Source organism: Streptococcus sp. oral taxon 431 (genome assembly GCF_001553685.1).
Taxonomy (GTDB): Bacteria; Bacillota; Bacilli; order Lactobacillales; family Streptococcaceae; genus Streptococcus.
On the sequence record NZ_CP014264.1, the window covers coordinates 1794562 to 1807811 of the forward strand.

General features: G+C 41.8%; 14 protein-coding genes. 4 read left to right on the forward strand and 10 right to left on the reverse strand.

Annotation, left to right across the window (positions count from 1 at the left end; genetic code table 11):
• The first annotated feature begins 105 nt into the window (after positions 1-105).
• Together AXE83_RS08400 and AXE83_RS08405 are read left to right on the forward strand one after the other, a co-directional pair.
• Positions 106-933, forward strand: coding sequence for an exodeoxyribonuclease III (locus AXE83_RS08400; RefSeq protein ID WP_060956123.1), 828 nt, complete (start codon positions 106-108; stop codon positions 931-933).
• Between the two features lie 11 nt (positions 934-944).
• A complete protein-coding gene (locus AXE83_RS08405; protein WP_060956124.1) occupies positions 945-1331 on the forward strand; it encodes a bleomycin resistance protein in 387 nt (128 codons plus the stop codon).
• Between the two features lie 62 nt (positions 1332-1393).
• Here the strand turns inward: AXE83_RS08405 and AXE83_RS08410 are convergent, their stop codons facing one another.
• The 3 genes from AXE83_RS08410 to AXE83_RS08420 all read right to left on the reverse strand — a co-directional run bounded on the left by AXE83_RS08410 (position 1394) and on the right by AXE83_RS08420 (position 4546).
• A complete protein-coding gene (locus AXE83_RS08410) occupies positions 1394-1798 on the reverse strand; it encodes a PaaI family thioesterase (RefSeq protein ID WP_006152721.1) in 405 nt (134 codons plus the stop codon).
• A 69-nt stretch (positions 1799-1867) separates the two neighbouring features.
• Complete coding sequence (locus tag AXE83_RS08415) at positions 1868-3349, reverse strand: UDP-glucose--hexose-1-phosphate uridylyltransferase (RefSeq protein WP_060956125.1); 1482 nt, start codon at positions 3347-3349, stop codon at positions 1868-1870.
• Between the two features lie 18 nt (positions 3350-3367).
• On the reverse strand, positions 3368-4546 hold the full coding sequence (locus tag AXE83_RS08420; protein ID WP_060956126.1) for a galactokinase: 1179 nt from the start codon (positions 4544-4546) through the stop codon (positions 3368-3370).
• A gap of 168 nt (positions 4547-4714) precedes the next feature.
• Between AXE83_RS08420 and AXE83_RS08425 the strand changes: the two genes are divergently transcribed.
• A complete protein-coding gene (locus tag AXE83_RS08425) occupies positions 4715-5716 on the forward strand; it encodes a LacI family DNA-binding transcriptional regulator (RefSeq protein WP_060956127.1) in 1002 nt (333 codons plus the stop codon).
• Between the two features lie 67 nt (positions 5717-5783).
• Here the strand turns inward: AXE83_RS08425 and AXE83_RS08430 are convergent, their stop codons facing one another.
• Positions 5784-6821 carry a zinc-binding dehydrogenase gene (locus AXE83_RS08430; RefSeq protein ID WP_060956399.1) on the reverse strand — a complete coding sequence of 346 codons (1038 nt, stop codon included), beginning with the start codon at positions 6819-6821 and terminating at the stop codon, positions 5784-5786.
• A gap of 79 nt (positions 6822-6900) precedes the next feature.
• The gene (locus tag AXE83_RS08435; protein ID WP_060956128.1) at positions 6901-7797 is read right to left on the reverse strand and encodes a cation diffusion facilitator family transporter; all 897 of its coding nucleotides are present in this window, start codon (positions 7795-7797) and stop codon (positions 6901-6903) included.
• 133 nt (positions 7798-7930) lie between these two features.
• Between AXE83_RS08435 and AXE83_RS08440 the strand changes: the two genes are divergently transcribed.
• Positions 7931-8464: a TetR/AcrR family transcriptional regulator gene (locus AXE83_RS08440; RefSeq protein WP_060956129.1), complete on the forward strand. Its 534-nt coding sequence runs from the start codon at positions 7931-7933 to the stop codon at positions 8462-8464.
• Positions 8465-8649: 185 nt separating this feature from the next.
• Here AXE83_RS08440 and AXE83_RS08445 read toward each other — a convergent pair whose 3' ends face one another.
• The 5 genes from AXE83_RS08445 to AXE83_RS08465 are packed head-to-tail and all read right to left on the reverse strand — an operon-like array spanning position 8650 to position 13249.
• On the reverse strand, positions 8650-9273 hold the full coding sequence (locus AXE83_RS08445; protein WP_060956130.1) for an endonuclease III domain-containing protein: 624 nt from the start codon (positions 9271-9273) through the stop codon (positions 8650-8652).
• The gene (locus AXE83_RS08450) at positions 9270-10790 is read right to left on the reverse strand and encodes an ABC transporter permease/substrate-binding protein (protein ID WP_060956131.1); all 1521 of its coding nucleotides are present in this window, start codon (positions 10788-10790) and stop codon (positions 9270-9272) included. The genes AXE83_RS08445 and AXE83_RS08450 overlap by 4 nt, the downstream gene beginning before the upstream one ends.
• Positions 10783-11511, reverse strand: a complete 729-nt coding sequence (locus AXE83_RS08455) for an ATP-binding cassette domain-containing protein (RefSeq protein WP_060956132.1) — start codon at positions 11509-11511, stop codon at positions 10783-10785. The genes AXE83_RS08450 and AXE83_RS08455 overlap by 8 nt, the downstream gene beginning before the upstream one ends.
• Complete coding sequence (locus tag AXE83_RS08460; RefSeq protein ID WP_060956133.1) at positions 11512-12471, reverse strand: zinc-binding dehydrogenase; 960 nt, start codon at positions 12469-12471, stop codon at positions 11512-11514.
• A 13-nt stretch (positions 12472-12484) separates the two neighbouring features.
• Entirely contained in the window at positions 12485-13249 is a 765-nt protein-coding gene (locus AXE83_RS08465; RefSeq protein ID WP_060956134.1) for a nuclear transport factor 2 family protein, read from the reverse strand.
• Between the last annotated feature and the right edge of the window lies 1 nt (position 13250).

Sequence of the window (13250 nt, forward strand, 5' to 3'; positions counted from 1 at the left end):
TCTTTATTATATAGGAATGCCCTGGATTTTTCAAACTATACGCTGGGGAAATACTTCTTTTTCTGGTATAATATTGTCTATAATCTGAATGAAAAGGTAAACATTATGAAATTGATCTCATGGAATATTGATTCCCTAAACGCTGCACTCACGAGTGATTCTGCGCGTGCGAAATTATCACAAGACGTCCTCCAAACCTTGGTAGCCGAAGATGCCGATATTATCGCCATCCAAGAAACCAAGCTTTCAGCTAAAGGTCCTACTAAAAAACATCTCGAGGTGTTAGAAGAACTCTTCCCTGGATATGAAAATACTTGGCGTTCCTCTCAAGAGCCTGCTCGTAAAGGCTATGCTGGGACCATGTTCCTCTATAAGAAAGAACTGACTCCAAGCATCAGCTTCCCAGAAATCGGTGCCCCTTCTACTATGGACTCGGAAGGACGCATCATTACCCTAGAATTTGATACATTTTTCGTGACTCAAGTTTACACACCAAACGCTGGTGATGGACTCAAACGCTTGGAAGAACGTCAAGTCTGGGATGTAAAATATGCAGAGTACTTGGCTCAACTAGACAAACAAAAACCTGTCCTAGCAACCGGAGACTACAACGTTGCCCACAAGGAAATTGACCTTGCCAACCCAGCCAGCAACCGTCGTTCACCAGGATTTACAGACGAAGAACGTGAAGGATTTACAAACCTTTTAGCCAAAGGATTTACAGATACCTTCCGCCATATCCATGGCGATGTGCCAGAACGCTATACTTGGTGGGCACAACGTAGCAAAACTTCAAAAATCAACAACACAGGCTGGAGAATCGACTACTGGCTCACAAGTAACCGTGTAGCAGACAAGGTTACCAAGTCAGACATGATTGACTCAGGCGCACGCCAAGACCATACACCGATTGTCTTGGAGATTGATTTCTAAGGAGAAAACGAATGGACTATCAAGCTGTCATCCCTGAATTTGTCGTATCGGATATCGAGAAATCGCGTCACTTCTACTGCGACTTATTGGGATTCTCCGTCGAATACGAGCGTCCAGAGGAAAAATTTCTCTTCCTTTCGCTTGAAGACTGCCAACTTATGCTAGAAGAAGGCAACGCAGAAGAATTATCCCAACTGACTTATCCTTTCGGGCGTGGTGTCAATATTTCCTTTGGTATCAAGGATGTCCCTCAACTCCACCAAAAACTGCTGGAAGTCAACTATCCCATCTATCGTCCTTTGACTAAAAGAGAATTTCGAGTTGGTGAACAATATATCTACCCTCATGAATTTGCAGTTCTAGACCCAGATGGCTATTTTTTAAGATTTAGTGAATAGAATAATAAAGTATTAGAGTGGAAAAGTAATAAAAAAGAGGCATTTGCCTCTTTTTATATTTCCTATATCCTCACCTGTCTATCTTCAGATCGTTGTCCTGTGACAAACATGGTGAAGGTTGCCTTGCAGACATTTCGGCCATCTTGGTTGATGATGTCAACATCGACGACACAAGTGGTACGTCCTTGATGGACACATTCTCCTTTGATAGTGAGAACATCCCCTAGATTTCCAGCTTTCAGATAGTTGATGGAAGACTGGAGTGTCACTCCATCTAAGCCAAGTGAAATCACCACAAGACCACTGATTTGGTCACATAGGGTAAATAGATAGCCTCCATGGGCATTCCCATAATAGTTGAGTGAGGAGTCCACTACTTTTGTCGTCACCACAACGTGACCATCTCTCATTTTTTCAATTTCATAGTTTTCAAAGGCAGATATAGCGTCAAAGTGAAAATCTTTCATACTTTCCTCCTGATATTTCAAACGACACTATGATACTACTTTTCATGGGTCTATGCAAGGGAGAAGCACTTATTCAGGTAAAACTCCAACCTGCTCCACAAAGCGCATAAAGGCAGCTTGTCCTTCTTCTGTTTGCTTGTAAACTCCTGCATCTTCCAAAACTCGAGCAAAGATTTTTCCAACAGATTCTTGGACGATATTAAGAGCTTGGTCTTTGTCAGTCAATCCAGGATGGGATTCTTTCAACTCATCTGCCCATTCTTGGTGATAATCTGAAACTGAAACATCTTTTCCGACTAGATAAGCTGCTACCTGCTCCACTTCTTCCTTCAAGCGTGGTGGCAAGATTGCCAACCCCATGACCTCTATCAAGCCGATATTTTCCTTCTTGATATGCTGGACATCCTTGTGGGGATGATAGATACCATCTGGATGCTCTGGAGATGTTTGATTGTCCCGCAAAACCAAGTCCAACTCAAACTGTCCATCGCGTTTACGGGCAATCGGTGTAATGGTATGGTGTGGTGTTCCATTACTTTCTGCCAAGACCTGTACACTTGGATCTGAGTATTGACGCCAAGCCAGTAAGATTTTATCTGCTAGTTCCGTCAAATCATCTGCTGAATCTGAAGTTAGTCGAATGACGGACATAGGCCATTGAACAATTCCTGCTTTGACAGATTCAAAACCTGCAAAGGTAAAGCTTTTCTGAATAGGAGCCACTTCCATTGGGAAAACATGGCGACCACCTTGATAATGATCATGGGTCAGGATGGAGCCACCCACGATTGGCAAATCAGCATTCGAACCAGCAAAGTAGCCTGGGAATTGCTCCACAATTGCTAACAAACGTTCAAAACTTTGGCGACTAATGGCCATAGGACGGTGCTGGCTATCTAGGAAAATACAGTGCTCATTAAAGTAAGCGTAAGGCGAATACTGGAAGCCCCACTCCTGACCAGAAATATCAAAACGAATAATCCGGTGATTGCTTCTAGCTGGATGATTGACACGTCCTTGGTAGCCTTCATTTTCCATACAGAGTTGACATTGAGGATAGTTACTGGATTTAACCAACTTAGCTGCCGCGATCTCTTTTGGATCCTTTTCAGGCTTAGAGAGATTGATGGTAATCTCTAGTTCACCGTAGTCAGATGGTACACGATAAGCAATATTCTTTGCGATAGCCTTCAGTTTGATGTAGTCATTCTTCTGACTGAGTTGGTAGAAATCCGCAATTGCCTGCTCTGGTGACTGGGCATAGGTATCCCAAAAGTCACGATTAAGCTGACTTGGACAAGGCGTTACCAAGTCCATGAGGTCAGCACCGAGAATCTCACGCGCAGCCTGACTATCTTCAATCGTTTCCAATCGAACGGCTTCCTCGACAAGCTGATCTTTTAGTTCAATCAAATCATCTTGGTCAGTCTTAACTTCAAGAACTCCATCTCCCACCAGTGCTAAAACACGATTGGTCAGATAGATACGATCCAACTCTTCAAAGCTACTTTCTGCAATGACTTTGGTCACAAAATTTTCTACTAAGGTCACTAGAAAACCTCCTTCTGACTAATCAAGAACGCGAGTTCCACCTGCCACTTCAGCGATATAGAAACTTGGAGCGTAGCCAACGATTTCTTCATAGTGCTTGCCTACAGCTTCCTTGAAAGCCTCAACCGCATCTTTTTGCACCAAGGCAATCGCACAACCACCAAAACCTGCTCCTGTCATACGAGCACCAAGAACACCTTCTTGAGCCCAAGCTGTATGAACAAGGGTATCTAATTCCAAGCCAGTTACTTCGTAATCGTGCTCAAGCGAAACATGAGATGCATTCATCAAACGACCAAATTTTTCCAAATCTCCTGCTTGAAGAGCGGCTTGCGCTTTAAGTGTACGTTGGTTTTCAAGAACTGCATGACGCGCACGTTTCAAGCGATTTTCGTCTTTGATGAGATAGCTATACTCGTCAAAAGCCCACTCATCCAATTCACCCAAGGTTTGAATGTCCAAGGCCACTTGGAGTTCTTCTACTGCTTTTTCACACTCAGCGCGGCGTTCATTGTATTTAGAATCCGCAAGTTCACGGCGTTTGTTAGTGTTCATGATAACAACAACATTGTCCTTCAAATCAAGGGGAACCAAGTCGTATTCTAGAGTATTAGTATCTAGGTATATAGCACGTTGGTCTGCCCCCATACCGATAGCAAATTGGTCCATGATACCAGAGTTAACACCGATAAAGTTATTCTCTGTCAATTTTCCGATTTTTACTAAATCTAAACGGTCCAATTTTAGGTCAAAAAGGTATTCTGCCACGACACCAGTCAAAAGCTCCAAGGATGCAGAAGATGACAAACCAGCACCATTTGGGATATTTCCAAATACATAGAAATCAAAACCTTTATCAATCACATGACCAGCTTCTTGCAAGAAATGAAGGACACCTTTTGAATAGTTGGTCCAGTTGTGCTCCTTCTCAAACTTAAGGTCAGCTAGAGGCACTTCGATGATACCTTTGTCCTCAAAGTTCGCGGAGTAGAAACGCAATACTTGGTCATCGCGCTTGCGTGCAGCTCCGTAAGTTCCTAATGAAATAGCTGCTGGGAAAACATGCCCACCGTTATAGTCAGTATGCTCCCCAATCAAGTTGATGCGCCCTGGTGAGAAAAAGGTTTGGTCTGCTTCTTGACCAAAAACAGCAAGAAAATCCTTGCGAAGTGCATCAGCAGTAAGATGTTGTGTCATATGAATTCTCCTTTTACGAAATATTAGGTAAAAAAGTTTATCCTGTAATCGTTTTCTTCTATTGTACCCAAGGGTTTTGCTTTGGTCAACATTTTTACCGATATTTTACTAAACTATGAGTAAAAAGGAAGAAAAATATGCTATAATAACCTAAAAAGGAGGGGAATTATGGCTACACTCAAAGATATTGCTCAGCTAGCCTCTGTCTCGATCGCAACTGTATCCCGTGTCCTCAATCGCGATCAGAGTCTATCTGTGACAGAAGAAACCAGACATCGTATTTTAACCGTTGCCGAAGAACTAGGCTACACCAAACATCTCAAAACAGGTGAATCTCATAAACTCAAACAGAAAATCGCAATCATCCAGTGGGTCAGTGAACAGGGAGAGTTAGAAGATCTCTACTACTACCAGATTCGACTAGGAATTGAAAATAGAGCTCAAGAATTAGATTACGACATCTTGCGCTATTTTAATGACCAGCCTTTTACGCTTAGCGAAGAAGTCATTGGGATTCTTTGTATCGGGAAATTTAGCCAAGCACAGATTGCCTCGTTTGAAGAATATCACAAGCCCCTAGTTTTCCTTGACAGTGATACGATTGCCCTTGGTCATACCTGTGTCATTACGGATTTCTATAATGCGGTTAGACAGGTGGTTGATTACTTTACAGATCATGGGATTAAGAAGATTGGTATCTTATCCGGTCTTGAAACTACTACTGACCATGAAGAAGTTATCTCAGATAAACGCTTAGATTACTTTAAATCCTATACACAAGAAAAAGGAATTTATAACGAGAAATTCATTTTCCAAGGACTATTTACTGCCCAATCTGGATACGACTTGATGAAAGAGGCTATCGAAAAATTAGGAGATAAGCTTCCACAGGCCTTTTTTGCAGCTAGTGATAGTTTGGCAATCGGAGCCCTTCGCGCCCTTCAAGAAGCCAGCATCAGCATACCAGAGCGCGTCAGCATTATTTCCTTTAATGATACTATTCTAACCAAGCAAGTGTTCCCACCACTTTCTAGTATTACTGTCTACACCGAAGAAATGGGACGCACAGGAATGGATATTTTGAACAGAGAAGTCCTTCACGGCCGTAAAATTCCAAGCCTCACCATGCTTGGAACCAAACTGACTTTAAGAGAAAGCACCTTGCATTAAGTACAAAACTTGAACATAAAAAAATCCTAATAAGAACTTTTCAGTTCTCTATTAGGATTTTCTTTTTTTAATCCATCACAATCATAGATTTAATGGTCTTGCGTTCATCCATGGCCTTATATGCTTTGTCAATATCTTCTAGTTTGTAACTTGAAGTAAAGACACGACCTGGATTGATATCACCATCAAGAACAGCTTTGAGCAAGAATTGCTTATCGTATGTTGTTGCAGAAGCTGCTCCACCTGCAACAGAGATATTTTGCATAAAGGTTGAACCAAGAGCACGATTCTTATAATGTGGAACTCCTACAAATCCCATACGACCGCCATTATGAAGGACACCCAGTGCTTGCTCAACAGCCGCCTCAGTACCAACACACTCAAGTGCTGCATCTGCTCCACCGCCAAGAATTTCACGCACCTTGGCAATGCCCTCTTCTCCTCGCTCAGCTACAACAGCTGTCGCTCCTGATTCCAAGGCCATTTTTTGACGATCTTCGTGACGACTCATGAGGATAATTTGTGAAGCGCCACGCATTTTAGCTGCGATGACAGCACATTGCCCAACAGCTCCATCCCCAATAACGACAACCTTATCACCTGGTTTTACATCTGCTACACGCGCTGCATGATAGCCTGTTGGCATGACATCAGCCAGAGTCAAGAGAGACTTGAGCATATCTTCTGTGTAGTCAGACGGTTGTCCAGGGATTTTAACAAGTGCCCAATTGGCATAGTGGAAGCGGAGATATTCAGCTTGGAAATTCCCTCCTAGATTATTTCCGATATGATTGTCACAGGAACCATCAAATCCAGCACGACAGGCATCACATTCCCCACAACCATGAGTAAATGGCACAATCACAAAATCACCGGGCTTGACCGTGGTAATGGCTTCTCCAGTTTCTTCAACGATTCCGATCGCTTCGTGTCCACTATTTTTATGTCCCGCTTTAATATCTGGATTGCGGTAACTCCATAGGTCTGAACCACAAACGCAAGCACGAACTACGCGGATAATCACATCATCCGCTTCTTGAATACTTGGACGTTTAACCTCTTCAATACCAACCTGACCTGCTTTTTTATAGACTGCTGATTTCATAAACATTTACCTCTCTGTATCTAACTTATTTCAAGTATACACTTTTTATGAAGCTTTCGCTCACTTATACTACGTCTCATTAATGATGATGTTCATGACTTTTATCTACTTCCAACTCCTCAATTTTGCGCTTATGGGCTTGGTGAGTTTCTAGATCTGCATCAACCTCAATGGTGATATTTTGGAAACCACAATCTTTGAGTATGCTTCGAATCGATTCCTTGCAGAGCTCCATCTGTTCAATTTCTTTTAGACAAACATGGACAATGGCATTTTTCTCCAAACCATCCATGGTCCATAGGTTAAGCTGATTGATACTAGCCACATACTCCAACCGTTCCAAATCACTCTTTACTTGCTTGATATCCACTCCTTCTGGCACGGCATCGAGGAAAATCTTGAGTGTAGACCAAAAACGTGGAATAGCCTTTAACAGAATGAAGAAGGAAATGACAAGAGATAAGAGCGGATCCAGAATATACCAGTCGGTAAATCGCAGAACAATGGCCATTAGGATAACAGCCAGCCAACCCAGAGTATCTTCCAGAAAATGCAGGCTAAGAATGGATTCGTTTTTTGTTTTTCCCTTGCGAACTACTAGACTCGCCAGCACATTAATGCTAACAGCAATGATTCCTAGCCAGAGGATACCCTCATCATTGACCGCTTGTGGATGAAAGAGTTTCGTTATATTCTCCAAAATGACTAAAGCAGATCCTGTCATGAGAATCACAGCCGTTACCAAGGCACCTAGGAGACTAAAACGTTTGTACCCCAAGGTGTAATGACTATCTTCTTCACGATTGGAGATTGTTTCTAGAAATGCTGATAGCCCAATTGCGATTGCATCTCCCAAATCATGGACAGAGTCAGCAAGAACAGCACTAGAACCAAATACTCCACCAGCGATAAACTCGACAATGGCATAACTCAAATTTAAGAAAAAAGCTAGCCAAACCGCACCTTTCGTTGTCATTTTTCCGTCCTCCTTTGGTATAATAGTAGTATAAATATTCCCTTTACTAGTATTATCTCTTACTCCGAAAAGAAAGGATAGGGGCAAACTGTTCTCTTTGTAAGTTACTGAACGATTTGTTCAAAGTGTCCATATGACTAGTCAAGACCGTCGCATTACCAAGACACGAAAAGCTATCTATACTGCTTTTTTACAATTACTAAATCAAAAAAATTTTGAATCCATCACTGTTCAGGAGATTATTGACCTAGCAGATGTCGGTCGCTCCACCTTTTACAGTCACTATGAATGTAAGGAACTGCTTCTAGACGAGCTCTGCCGTTATCTCTTTCATCATCTTTTTGAACGTGAGGAAAATATATCTACAGAAGCTTATTTGGCTCATATCTTTTCACATTTTAAGAAAAATCAGGACCACGTCACCAGTCTTCTTTTCTCTAAAAACGACTACTTCCTCCGTCAATTGCAGAAAGAATTGGAACACCATGTTTATCCTATGGTCGCAGAGGACTTGCAAGTTTCCTATTCTAATATTCCTGCTTCTTATCTCAAACACTATGTTGTAACTAACTTTATCGAAACATTGACCTGGTGGCTGAAAAAGGGGAAATCTTATAAGGAAGATCAAGTAGTGAGATTTTACTTAGATGTCATGGGGATGAAGTAGCAAACACAACTATAGATTTCATATCCACTCAAAAGAAAAATACCTGTCAACATTCTATCATTCAAATATTCCATTCACCATGAATATTTTGCCTCTACTTTCTATTTATTAATCTGATCAAACTATGATTTTTTAAGCAAGTGCATTAACTAAAAAAATTCTAAGACAAGAAGCCTTAGAATTTTTTATCGTAACCAACTTTCGTCTAACTGGCCTTTACTTTTGCTAAAAACTTTCCCATGTTCATCAATAACAGCATGAATCTCTTGGCATTGTTTGAGAGTAAGTCCTTCCAATACGTTACAATAAACAGCCTGCATTTCATTATAGGTATCAAAATTTCCAAATCCTAATCGTCGAAAAAGTCTTCTAGCATATTCATCCGAAATAAAAACTGAACGATCAAAAAGATATAGTAAAAGTGCATCTGCAGTCTCTGGTCCAATCCCTTTTAACTCCAAAAGTTGCTTCCGTAAATCTTCTGTTCCAATCCTAGCAAGAACCTCAAAACCACCATTTTCTCTTAACCAGATTAGAAGTCCCCTAATCGTTTGAGACTTTTGCTTAAAAAATCCAGCAGGTCGAATACGTTCCTGTAAATCTTCTAGCCATAACCCTAGGATACCCTCTACTGTCATGAAATCCATAAGACCAGCTAAAGCCAACTTAGCATTTTTCTCAGATGTTCGCTGTATAAGAATAGTAGATACCATATCTTCAAGCTTGTTATCCGATTGCCACCAATTTTGTTCTCCATAGTGCTTACAGAGTCGCAAAAGAGTCTCTTGTATTTCTTCTTGCCTCATCATTTATTCAATAATCCCTGTTCCACCAAGAAATCATGTGCAATAGTATAAGCATCCTTACCATCAATACCAACCTGATAGTTCATCCGACTCATCTGGCTTTCTGTAATTTTACCAGCTAATTTATTGAGGACTGCTTCCAACTCAGGATGTTTTTCGAGTAATTCAGCTTTCATAAGTGGTGCACCTTGATATGGTGGGAAGAGTTGTTTATCATCCTCCAAAACCACTAAATCATACCGAGCAATTTCAGCATCCGTTGAGTAAGCATCTGTAATTTGAATGTCACCTGACTGGATGGCTTGGTAGCGAAGAGCTGGCTCCATAGTTGCCACATTGAGATTCAATCCATAAACAGACTGCAAGCCCTTGTTTCCATCCTCACGGTCATTAAACTCCAGAGTGAATCCCGCCTTGAGCTGTCCTTCTACTTTTTTCAAGTCTGAAATCGTCTTAAGCCCATATTCTTGCGCAATTTTTTTAGGAACTGCTATAGCATAAGTATTTTGATAAGCCATGTGATTCAGCAAGACTAGATTATCCTGCTTCTTAATGCCATCACGCGCTACTTCATAAACTTCTTCAGAGTCATTGCTCACTTTAGGAGCTGGCTGCAAGAGAGAGCCTGTAATAGTACCTGTAAATTCTGGATAGATATCAATATCCCCTTTTTTCAGTGCTTGGTAAAGGAAATCTGTCTTCCCAAAATTGGGTTTAACCGTCACCGTCATATCCGTATTTTCCTCGATGAGAAGTTTATACATATTCATGAGAATCTCAGGTTCAGGTCCTAACTTCCCAGCAATGACGAGATTGTCTTTCTCATTATGTGGGATGATGCTTGGAACAAAACTAACTCCCAAACCAAGGATCATGACAGCAAAGGCCGAAACAATCGTACGCAACTTTGCCTTTTCCAACCATTTGAGAATGACATTAAAGAGAATGGCCAAGATGGCTGATGAGATTGCTCCGATTAAAATGAGACTAGCATTCCGACGATCAATTCCCAAAAGGATAAAGGATCCCAATCCTCCAGCTCCAACAAGAGCGGCTAAAGTCGCTGTCCCAATGATCATAACGGTTGCTGTACGAACCCCCGATACAATGACAGGCATGGCCAGTGGAATTTCAAACTTCTTGAGTCGCTCCCACTTGGTCATTCCAAAAGCAATTCCTGCCTCCTCAAGACTAGGATCAATGCCGTTCAAGGCTGTGATTGTATTTTCTAAAATCGGGAAAATAGCATAAATAACCAGAGCCGTGAGGGCTGGTAAGGTTCCAATTCCCATGAAAGGAATAAAGAGCCCCAACAAGGCCATTGAAGGAATGGTCTGGAAGATACCCGCAACTTGTAGCACCCAGTTCGCTGCTTTTTTGTGACCATTTAGATAAACCGCAAGTGGGATGGTCAGAAAAATAGCAACCAATAAGGTCAAAAGCGATAATTGTAAGTGTTGTCCCAGAGCTGTTACCCATTCACTAAATCGCTCTTGAAAGGTTGAAATCAAATTAGACATGAAGGCCACCTCCAAACAAGTTCGCTACAAAGTCTGTCGCAGGCGCTTGTAAAATTGTTTCAGGTTCTGCGACCTGACGAATCTCTCCATCCTGTAAAACGGCAATTCGATCCCCTAATTTTAAAGCCTCATCCGTATCATGAGTAACGAAAATGGTCGTCATACTGAACTCCTTGTGCAAGTCTTTGGTGAGAGCTTGCAACTGCTTGCGGGAGATAGCATCCAAAGCTGAGAAGGGCTCATCCATCAGCAAGATTTTTGGTTCCCCAATGATAGCCCGCACAATCCCAATCCGCTGTTGCTCCCCACCAGATAACTCGCTTGGTAAACGATGAGCATAATCTGAAGCAGGCAGACCCACCTTGTCCAAGAGTTCTTCTGTTTTAGAGGCAATTTTCTCCTTGCTCCAACCCTTCATCTCAGGAATCAATGCTATATTTTCAGCAACTGTCAAATTTGGAAAAAGGGCAATGGCCTGAAGGACATAGCCGGTACTGAGACGTAACTCCCGTTCATCATAGTCCTTGATGCGTTTCCCGTCCATATAAATATTGCCATCTGTCGGCTCCAAGAGACGGTTCACCATCTTGATCATGGTGGTCTTTCCAGATCCTGAAGGACCCACAAGCACCATGAATTCTCCATTTTCAATGCGGAGATTGACATCTTTTAAAATGTCTGTATCCGTATAGCGCAGCACTACATTTTTGTATTCAATCATTTAGTCTTCCTCATTTTTCACAATAACTTTGCCAAAAGAATAGCTTCCTTCCAGATAAGCATGCGCTTCCTGAATTTGGTCAATCTTATAAACTTTTTCAGACCCTACATCCACATGATAACGCTCGACAAAGTCTACCAAAGCCTGAAGCTTGTCTTGAGACACATTGGCAGAAGCAAAGGTCGTCAAGTAGAGATTGCGAGAGAGCATCTCGATTGGATCAAAGTCTGGAACAGTCCACTGACCACCCAGTAGGCCACAAGAACAGATAATCCCGCCTTCTGCTGTTCGAGCAAAAGTATCGAGAATAGCACTTGGACCGACAAGATCTAAGACCTTATCAAACTGCTCTTGCGTTTGCAAGACGCCATCCTTGTCCAAAATCACCTGATCAAATCCGACTGCCTTCAATTGGTCTTCCTTAGCTAAATTTCGGCTAGTTCCTGCCAGGTGAATCTTAGGAAATTTTCCTTTAAGCAGTTTAGCAAAGGCAATTCCTACACCACTGGTTGCTCCGCGAACTAACACGCTATCTTTCTCCTCAATCTTAAGATTGAGAAAAGAGCCAAATGCCGTGTAATAGGTTTCAGGTAGTGCAATCAAACTTTCCAAATCAAGTTCTGTCTTGATCGGATAAATTTGTTCATTTGGAAGAAGTGTATACTCTGCATAACCTCCATCAAAGGCTCGCCCCATCTCTCCCATAATGGAAATGATTTGTTGACCAATCTTCAAATCCGGTCGTGTCGTTTCTTCCACAAGACCGACACACTCAATCCCTAATACACGAGGAAATTTCACAGATGGTGATTGTCCCTTACGGGTGAAAATTTCACTATGATTGATGCCAAATCCTTGGATTTTCACCAGGGTCCAACCTGCCTTCAGGACTGGTTTTGGTCGTTCGACAACTTTTAATACCTCCGGTCCACCTGGAGTGCTTACAACAACTGCTCTCATAATGTATTCCTTTTTAAAATTTCCCTCTATTGGTCGAGTCTTCTACCTTAGGCATAACTTCCTTATTATCCCAATGTTCAACAATTTTCCCATTTTCTAAACGGAAGATATCGTATTGAGCATAGGCAACGCCATCAATCAATACCTGACCATAACTCACTGCAAAATTTCCTTGAGTCAAGAGTTGGAAAACAAAGTCGTAGGCCACATGGTGCTCGCGTACGTAATCCTTATAAGCTTGACTCCCTTGCCCAATTTCATGATTATGCTGAATCACATCCTCTGCCACAAAGTCTTCCCATTGATCGAGCTCCTTGTTTTGGAAAATTTCTGTCAAGAAACGACGGATCAGCTTTTTATTTTCCGCTGACTTGTCCAAGTCCTTGATTTCAAAATCTCCAAAGATCTGATCAAGTTGCTCATTTTCAGGTGTACGATAGTAGTCAATAACATCCCAATGCTCAACGATACGACCATTTTCATCTGCACGGAAAGTATCTGTCGTCACCCATTGGGCTTCTCCACCGTTTAGGTACTGGTGCACATGAACAAAAACCAGATTGCCATCTTCAATGGTACGAACAATCTTGATTTCACGTTCTGGATGGCGCTTGAAAAAATCTGCAAAAAAAGTAGCGAATCCTTCTTTCCCATCCGGCACTCCTGTCGAGTGTTGGATATAGGTATCCCCTACTGAGCTTGCTTGCGCTTCTGCTACACGGCCATCTTGAATAGCACGAATATATAGATTTTGTGCATTTTGTGCTTGAATTGACATG

Bases quoted from the DNA above. Each gene is read 5' to 3' on its own strand.
- AXE83_RS08400 (WP_060956123.1), top strand. From the start codon at position 106: ATGAAATTGATCTCATGGAATATTGATTCCCTAAACGCTGCACTCACG.
- AXE83_RS08405 (WP_060956124.1), top strand. From the start codon at position 945: ATGGACTATCAAGCTGTCATCCCTGAATTTGTCGTATCGGATATCGAG.
- AXE83_RS08410 (WP_006152721.1), bottom strand. From the start codon at position 1,798: ATGAAAGATTTTCACTTTGACGCTATATCTGCCTTTGAAAACTATGAA.
- AXE83_RS08420 (WP_060956126.1), bottom strand. From the start codon at position 4,546: ATGACACAACATCTTACTGCTGATGCACTTCGCAAGGATTTTCTTGCT.
- AXE83_RS08425 (WP_060956127.1), top strand. From the start codon at position 4,715: ATGGCTACACTCAAAGATATTGCTCAGCTAGCCTCTGTCTCGATCGCA.
- AXE83_RS08430 (WP_060956399.1), bottom strand. From the start codon at position 6,821: ATGAAATCAGCAGTCTATAAAAAAGCAGGTCAGGTTGGTATTGAAGAG.
- AXE83_RS08435 (WP_060956128.1), bottom strand. From the start codon at position 7,797: ATGACAACGAAAGGTGCGGTTTGGCTAGCTTTTTTCTTAAATTTGAGT.
- AXE83_RS08440 (WP_060956129.1), top strand. From the start codon at position 7,931: ATGACTAGTCAAGACCGTCGCATTACCAAGACACGAAAAGCTATCTAT.
- AXE83_RS08445 (WP_060956130.1), bottom strand. From the start codon at position 9,273: ATGATGAGGCAAGAAGAAATACAAGAGACTCTTTTGCGACTCTGTAAG.
- AXE83_RS08450 (WP_060956131.1), bottom strand. From the start codon at position 10,790: ATGTCTAATTTGATTTCAACCTTTCAAGAGCGATTTAGTGAATGGGTA.
- AXE83_RS08455 (WP_060956132.1), bottom strand. From the start codon at position 11,511: ATGATTGAATACAAAAATGTAGTGCTGCGCTATACGGATACAGACATT.
- AXE83_RS08460 (WP_060956133.1), bottom strand. From the start codon at position 12,471: ATGAGAGCAGTTGTTGTAAGCACTCCAGGTGGACCGGAGGTATTAAAA.
- AXE83_RS08465 (WP_060956134.1), bottom strand. From the start codon at position 13,249: ATGTCAATTCAAGCACAAAATGCACAAAATCTATATATTCGTGCTATT.